Origin of the sequence: Anoxybacillus sp. LAT27, assembly GCF_022030075.1 — a bacterium.
In the GTDB taxonomy this organism is placed as follows: Bacteria; Bacillota; Bacilli; order Bacillales; family Anoxybacillaceae; genus Anoxybacillus; species Anoxybacillus kestanbolensis.
In genome coordinates, this window is sequence record NZ_JAIWYK010000113.1 from 1 (window position 1) to 290 (window position 290).

A 290-nucleotide genomic window follows, 5' to 3' on the forward strand; every position below is an offset into this window, starting at 1 on the left:
GTTGAGTGAAAAATCATCATTGCCGTAGAACGTAAACATATGGCCATGCTCTCTGGCGCATTGCTCGCAAAGATGGAACTCCGTTTTCTCTCCGTTTACAATTTTCGTAAAGTGCATCGTGGCCGGCCGCTGCTTGCATTCTTGGCAAATCAATGCCTCCCCCTCCCCCTATTTGTATTTCAGTGACGTCAGCATCGCTTTTAACATGCGGGCCCGCAGTTCGTCCCGCTCGGGCAAATCGATATATAAAACAGAACGATCCATAGCGCTTAACATAATTTTCGCTTCCC

At 47.9% G+C, this 290-nt stretch carries 1 pseudogene; it reads right to left on the reverse strand.

Annotated elements, in window-relative coordinates:
- Window positions 1–168: 168 nt before the first annotated feature.
- Window positions 169–290 (reverse strand): annotated as a pseudogene (locus tag LD028_RS08745) (CtsR family transcriptional regulator); the annotation flags it as partial.